The organism is uncultured Methanobrevibacter sp., from assembly GCF_937898925.1.
In the GTDB taxonomy this organism is placed as follows: Archaea; Methanobacteriota; Methanobacteria; order Methanobacteriales; family Methanobacteriaceae; genus Methanobrevibacter.
Genome location: NZ_CALDKF010000081.1, coordinates 1 through 7,692 on the forward strand (window position 1 = coordinate 1; position 7,692 = coordinate 7,692).

General features: G+C 30.4%; 5 protein-coding genes. All 5 read right to left on the reverse strand.

The genetic code is table 11. From position 1 onward, the window contains the following. Positions 1 to 809: 809 nt before the first annotated feature. Positions 810 to 2,909, reverse strand: coding sequence for an acetate--CoA ligase alpha subunit (gene acs / locus Q0409_RS06605; RefSeq protein WP_298536288.1), 2,100 nt, complete (start codon positions 2,907 to 2,909; stop codon positions 810 to 812). 523 nt (positions 2,910 to 3,432) lie between these two features. Further along, positions 3,433 to 4,893: a cysteine--tRNA ligase gene (gene cysS / locus Q0409_RS06610; protein WP_298536290.1), complete on the reverse strand. Its 1,461-nt coding sequence runs from the start codon at positions 4,891 to 4,893 to the stop codon at positions 3,433 to 3,435. 149 nt (positions 4,894 to 5,042) lie between these two features. After that, entirely contained in the window at positions 5,043 to 5,423 is a 381-nt protein-coding gene (locus Q0409_RS06615; protein ID WP_298536292.1) for a transcriptional regulator, read from the reverse strand. 23 nt (positions 5,424 to 5,446) lie between these two features. Beyond that, entirely contained in the window at positions 5,447 to 6,187 is a 741-nt protein-coding gene (gene cysE, locus Q0409_RS06620) for a serine O-acetyltransferase (RefSeq protein ID WP_298536293.1), read from the reverse strand. A gap of 321 nt (positions 6,188 to 6,508) precedes the next feature. Beyond that, positions 6,509 to 7,498: a cysteine synthase A gene (cysK, locus tag Q0409_RS06625; protein WP_298536295.1), complete on the reverse strand. Its 990-nt coding sequence runs from the start codon at positions 7,496 to 7,498 to the stop codon at positions 6,509 to 6,511. Between the last annotated feature and the right edge of the window lie 194 nt (positions 7,499 to 7,692).

Sequence of the window (7,692 nt, forward strand, 5' to 3'; positions counted from 1 at the left end):
TAGCAGTAGCTTCTGCCAGGATCAAACAGATTTGACAGAATACAACAAAATAAGTCAACTTCGTTAAACGAAATCAAAAAGACTTAGAAGTACGCATAAAAAAAATTAGACGAGATATTACACAAATATTAAATCATTACATCACAGACATAACAATCAAATATCACCACATCTATTTTACCAACATCAAACACTAAGTTAAACTTAGGTTCTCACGAATAAATTTATGATAAAAAATGAATTGATATCATATAATCATAATACATGCTACAAAGGTAGCACATCTATTAAGCAAAGCTACAACATTTACAAAAATAAAAATTAAATATTGCAAAATTTTATTATAATTGAATTTAATAAAAAAAATTTAAAAAAATTAGAAAATAATTAATATTTACTATTTATTAATAAAATAAACAAATTCAATAAAATTTTTCCTATTTTGTTTCATATCATAAAAACTAAATTAAAATGATCTAAAATTTGATGAACCTTGATTAGATTAAGAATTGGGTAAAAATAAGGCAAATACGAGAAAATATGGAAAAGTTTATATACTATTAGTTTAAAAAGATTAAGGAAACTTTTAGGAATAATGTTAAAAATTAATTTAAATTAAAGAAAACCTATGAAAACAATGAAATTTATAAATAATAAAGAAAAATATGGGATATTTTAGAGAAATAATAAAAAATATTAGAATATTAAAGAAAATAAGAATTTAAAATAAAAAATAAAATATATATTATATAATATATGAAATTTAAAGAAAATAAAAAAGAAAAAAAGAAAATAGATTAATTTTACAATTAACCTAATTTAATTTTAATATCTAATGCACTTGATCCTTTTTCATATACAAAGATTGGGTTAATATCAAGTTCAGATATTTCAGGGAAGTCTAGAGTTAATCTAGCTACTCTGATAATAGCGGATTTAACAGCATCTATATCACCAGGAGCTTCTCCTCTGAAACCTTTAAGTAATCCCATAACTTTAGTGTCTTCCATTTGTTCAGTAATTTCTTCAGTGGTCATTCCTTTCGCCAATTTGAATGAAACATCTTCTAAAAGGTTTACAAGAACTCCACCCATACCAAATGCAATCATTGGACCGAATTGTGCATCTCTAATCATGCCAACAAGAACTTCAATTCCAGAGTCCATCATCTTTTGAACTTCAACACCATTTGGAACAATGTCTGGATGAGCTTTCTTAGCATTAGCTATGATTTCTTCATAGACTGCTTCAGCTTCTTCTTTGGATTGAATACCTACTTTTACACCACCAATATCTGATTTGTGTAAAATCTTATCAGATGCAATCTTAAGTACAACTGGGAAGTCCATCTCTTCTGCAAGCTGACCTGCTTCTTCAGCAGAAGTAGCTAACTTAATAGGAGCTGCTTCAATACCATAAGCTTCAGCCACAGCATATGCTTCACTACCAAGCAAGGTGTCTCTTTCTTCTTCTTTCACTTTAGCAAAAATAGCTTCAACTGCTTCCTTATCTACATCATCAATTTCTCCAACAGGATCATCATAATGTCTGTCTTGAACAGCAGCGAATCTTGCAAGGTAATCGAATACTTTTACAGCGGTTTCAGGGAATACATAGGTAGGAATTCCATTATCCCTTAATACATCATTTGCATTTTCAAAGGTAGGCCCACCCATATTAACAGCAATAACCGGTTTATCAAACTCACTTGCACCTTCAACAAGTGCTTGAGCAATTCCATCAGCATCAGCAGATGCAGTAGGACAAACCATTACCACTAAACCGTCAACATCATCACTGTCTAATACAGCTTCTAAAGATTCTTTATATCTTATAACAGGAGCATCACCTAAAACATCAATAGGGTTTTTAATACTTCCCTCTTCAGGCACAGCTGCTTTTAATCTTTCATTGGTTTCTTCATCAAATTTAACAAGTTCTAATCCGTATCTTTCCATAGCGTCTACAGATAAAACTCCTCCACCACCTGCATTGGTAATGATTGCAAGGTTACGTCCAGTTGGAAGTGGACATTTGGAGAATGCTAAACCTACATCAAACAATTCATCCATAGTGGTTACTCTGAATACTCCAGATTGCTTGAATGCAGTATCAAATGCAACATCACTACCAGCTAATGCACCAGTGTGTGAGGATGCAGCTTCTGCACCTGCAGAACTTGAACCGGATTTCAAGATAATAACCGGTTTCTTATAGGATACTTTTCTTAAAGTTCTGACAAAGTCATCATCTTCAGTGATTGATTCAAGATAACAGATAACTACTGCAGTTTCGTCATCATCAGATAAGTATTCAATCAATTCAATTTCAGTAGTTCCAGCCTTATTTCCTAAACTGATAATTTTACTGAATCCAATTCCAGAAGTTACACTCCAATCGATAATAGCTACCATCATAGCTCCACTTTGGGAAATAAATGCAATATTTCCTGTAGGAGGCATGATTTGTGAAAATGAAGCATTCAATAATGAATGTGAATCAGTGATACCTAAACTGTTAGGTCCAATGATGTTTATGCCATATTTTTTACCAAGAGCTACAAGCTCATTTTCTCTTTCTACACCTTCTCCACCAATTTCCTTAAATCCTGCAGTGATAACAACCATGTTTTTAACACCAAATTCACCACATTCTTCAACAACTGGGTTTACTAAAACACTAGGAATAGAAATAATTACAAGGTCTGGCACTTCTGGTAAGTCAGATACATTTTTATATGCTTTTAATCCTTGAATTTCATCATCTTTAGGGTTAATAGGATAAATGTTTCCTTTAAAACCATCATTAATCATATTATTTACTATAATATAACCAACTTTTCCTTCTGAGTTGGAAGCTCCAACAATAGCAACAGAGTCTGGATTAAACATCTTAGTAAGATCAGTCATAGATTTTAACTCCTTTATTTCAATTAATTTAATATTCAATGTTGATTTAAAATTATGATTTAAAATCATCCTTTTAAAACTTCACCATACAAATATATTAATTTTATTATACTATATTATTTGTAGTTCATCATATTTATAATGATAAATAATTAAGAATTATCTTAATGTTTTTAATTACTTTAAAAATCATAATATATATAATTAACTATGAAATTTATAAAAAATAATTGGAACATTCCTAATAATATAGATTATTAATTAAATTAAATTTACAAAAATATTTTAAGTATGATTGAATTTTAACTATATATATTATATTTTTATAAATCTAATATATATTATTTTATTTATTTTTTAAGAGATAATTTGAATAGTTAATAACATTGAAAAAAATAGGGAAAACTAAAACCAGAATTTAAAATAATGATAAAACATTATAAATATTTTAAAGAAAAGTAAAAAAAATAAAAGAGAAAAAGAAACTAAAAATGAAAAGAAAAAATAAAAATGATTAAAAAAATTAATCACTTACTTCAATACCTAATGAAACAAGCTTGTCCCTGATTTCATCAGATAAATCGTATTTCTTTTCAGCTCTTAATTTTTGACGAACATCAGCAATTATATTCAATAATTCCTCTTCATCACCACTGGTTTCATCATCATTTGCAAAGAAATCAATACCTAATATTTGACTGATATCTGCAAACCAGTGCTTAATAGCTAAAAGATCATCAATGATTATCTTACCTTCATTCAAATCCTTATTAGATTTCTTGATGAATGAGAAGATAGCCGCAATAGCTTTAGGAGTGCTGAAGTCATCATCCATACTATTGAAGAACTCAGTAACTCCTTCATTTAACACATCATAAGAAGATTGGTAGTAGTCGAAGTTAAGCAATTCTTCGAAAAGCTCATTTTCCGCTAAGTCCGCTAAATAAGCAATATCATCAGAAACATTGCCTTTTTCAAACGCTTCATTAATCTTCTCATCAATAGCTTGAACATAATTCTTGATTTTTGCTACATTTCTTTCAGCTTGATGCAAGCTCACTTCACTGAAGTCTATAGGGCTTCTATAATGAGTAGCAAGAACAAATAATCTGAATGTTTCACCGGAATACTCTTTCAATAAATCTCTAATGGTAATGAAGTTACCTAAAGATTTAGACATCTTTTCTCCAGAAACATTCAAGAAACCAGTATGCATCCAGTATTGAACTAACGGTTCCTTACCTGATACAGCTTCCATTTGAGCAATCTCAGAATCGTGGTGGGGGAATATTAAATCAAGACCTCCGCCGTGAATGTCGTATTGAGGTCCAAAGTACTTTTCAGTGATTGCAGTGTCTTCAATATGCCAACCAGGTCTTCCTTTACCCCATGGAGAATCCCATACAGGTTCGCCTGCAAACTCTTCAGCCTCTCTGTTTTTCCATAAAGCAAAATCATTAGGGCTTTTTTTAGAACTGTCAATATCAATCCTATGAGTTTCAAGCTCTTCAATCTTACGATTAGCTAATTTACCATAATCCTTAAACTTAGCAACTTCAAAGTAAACTCCAGTTTCAGTTACATATGCAAATCCCTTATCAATCAATCTTTGGATTTGGTCTAAAATCTCTTCCATATGGTCAGTAGCTCTTGCAAAATAGTTGACGCTTTTAACATTCAAAGCAGCCATATCTTCAATAAATCTCTTTTCAAATTTCTTTGCAAGCAACTTGGAGTCTACACCACTTTCTTTTGCTCTGTTAATGATCTTATCATCAATATCTGTAATATTTTGTAAGTAGAATACAGAATATCCTTTAAATTCCAAATATCTTTTAATGGTATCAAAGGAAATGTATGTTCTTCCGTGACCAATATGAGCATCATCATAAACTGTAGGGCCACAAACAAAGAGTTTAATCTTATCTTCAAATAATGTATTCAACTCTTCCTTTTCCCTTGACATAGTACTATAAATTTCCATTATATCTCCTTAAACGTTGTTAATATAAAATAAGTTTAAAATAAACTAAAAATACTATAGAATAACTATATAATTACTGAAAATGACTATAGAATCCTATAGAAAAATAATCTTAAAAAATAAAATTAGTAGAAAAATCTACTAAAATTTTATAATAAATGTGCTTCAGAACCTAAACATGCTCTACAATCTGCAGGCATATGTCCTTTTTCCTTATGTATTTGACAAATGACATCTTCTGTTTTGATTCTTTTACAGATGAAACAAGTACGTGGAATAATATCTAATTTAGTTGCAGTTCCTTCATTTAAGTCATTTGCAAAATCTTGAATCAATGCTTTTACATCTTCATTGAACTCAATGCCGCTACCTCTTTTATCAGTTAAATACTGAGAAACAGCAGGTTGTGTAATATCCATTAATTCAGATATCTTTTTTTGTTTCATTCCTAATTTCAATAAATCTTTTGCTAATTCAGATCTAATAGCTGGTATGATATACCATACTACCATTTCACAAGGTGGTTTCATAAAAATCCTCCTAAATTAAAATATTATTCTTCTTCATCAATATAATTATTCAATTTATAAAATAATTTCCCATCACCCTTAAATACTTCTTCAAGTTCAGAGCCATGGTCAAATTCAACATGGTCAATATCATGGAACTTGCTTAGAACATTGATCCTATTTTCAAGCTCTTCCTGACGTTCAAAGAGCAAGTCAATAGCTGATGAAACAGGGTCTGGAAATTCGTGCTCTAAATCCAAAACACATTTACGGTCTTCATGAATAATCCTGCTCGGTACACCAACTGCAGTGGCTCCTCTTGGAACATCCTGCAATACTACAGCTCCAGCTCCAACTTTTGAGGAACATCCTAATGTAATGTTTCCTAGAACCTTTGCTCCAGAACCAATTACAACTGCATCTTCAACAGTAGGGTGTCTTTTACCCTTACTTAAACTTGTACCTCCAAGAACTACTCCTTGGTATATTAAAACATCATTTCCAACAATAGCGGTTTCACCTATTACAATACCCATTCCATGGTCAATAAAGACTCTTTTACCTATTTGAGCCCCAGGGTGAATTTCTATGCCAGTCAAGAATCTGGATATTTGAGAGAAAAATCTTCCCCAAAATGGCAAACGATGAGTCCAAAGCCAATGGTTTATCCTATGAAAAATTATAGCCCATATTCCAGGATAACAAAGCAGAATCTCTAGACTGCTCCTTGCTGCAGGGTCTCTAGCTTTTGCAGCTTGTAAATCTTGTTTTAAGTCATCAAACATAAATTCACCATTGTAAAAGTAAAACTTAACTATTGTTAATAATATTAGTATATATGTACCTACTTAAATATAAATTTAACATTTGTTATAATAACAAAGTTATATTATTTTTTTATAATATATAAACTATTTTAAAAAATTTAAAAATTTAAAAAAATAGAATATAAAAATTTGAATGAATGATAAATCATTAGATCTATCAAAATTATTCAATAATGGAAATTTAAAAAAAATAATTAAAGAAATAAAAAATTTATTTCTTAATTATTTACTTAATGTTCAATACTTATCAACATTTATCCAGTTAGAACTTATTGGAATTTAGTTAGATGGGAAAATGGAATCATCATATGCATCGTATAATTCCTTAAATACCCATTCAGTAGATAAGTATCTTTCACCAGTATCTGGTAAAATAACTACAATGGTTTTGCCTTTATTTTCTGGACGTTTTGCAAGTTCTAAACCTGCCCAAGTAGCTGCTCCAGAAGAAATACCTGTGAAAATACCTTCTTCACGAGCTAATTTCAATAAAGTGGATCCAGCATCTTCATCTTTTACTGGAATGACTTCATCAATAAGGTCTCTTTCTAAAACTCCTGGAACAAATCCTGGTCCAATACCTTGGATTTTATGAGGTCCTTTAACACCTTTACCTAAAGTTTGGGAAGTTTCAGGCTCTACAGCAACAGCTTTGAATTCTGGTTTCAATTCTTTAATATACTGTGCAATACCAGTTACAGTACCCCCGGTTCCAGCAGCAGATACAACAATGTCAACTTTACCGTCAGTATCCCTGTAGATTTCAGGACCAGTAGTCAATCTGTGGATTTCAGAGTTTGCCTTATTCTCAAATTGTTGTGGAATAAATGAATTTGGAGTGTTTTCTGCAAGTTCTGCAGCTTTAGCAATAGCTCCACCCATACCTTCACTACCTGGAGTTAAAACAATCTCTGCACCGAATACCGCAAGCAATTTTCTCCTTTCAATAGACATGGTTTCAGGCATAGTCAATATTAATTTGTAACCTTTAGCAGCTGCTACAAAGGAAAGACCAATACCTGTATTACCACTTGTAGGCTCAATAATTACAGTATCCTTATTGATTTTACCTTCTTTTTCAGCAGCTTCAATTAAAGAAACCGCTACACGATCTTTTACACTACTTACTGGGTTAAAAGCTTCAATCTTTACAAGCACATCAGCTTCTAAACCTTCTGTTAATTTATTTAATCTTACAAGAGGAGTGTTACCGATTGCTTCGGTAATATCGTTTGCTACCCCTCTTTTTAATTCAGGAATATTTACCATATTAATCACATCAAAAAATTTTCATAATAATACAATCTATAATTATTAAAAAATATAAAAAATAAAATTTGTTAATCTATGCTAAATCCCTTCTAATAACAAATAGATAATATAATTTATTTTATATATCTATTTAATAATTTATTTTATTTAAAATTTCAACAAAAGTTAAAAATATAACAATTGTTATATAA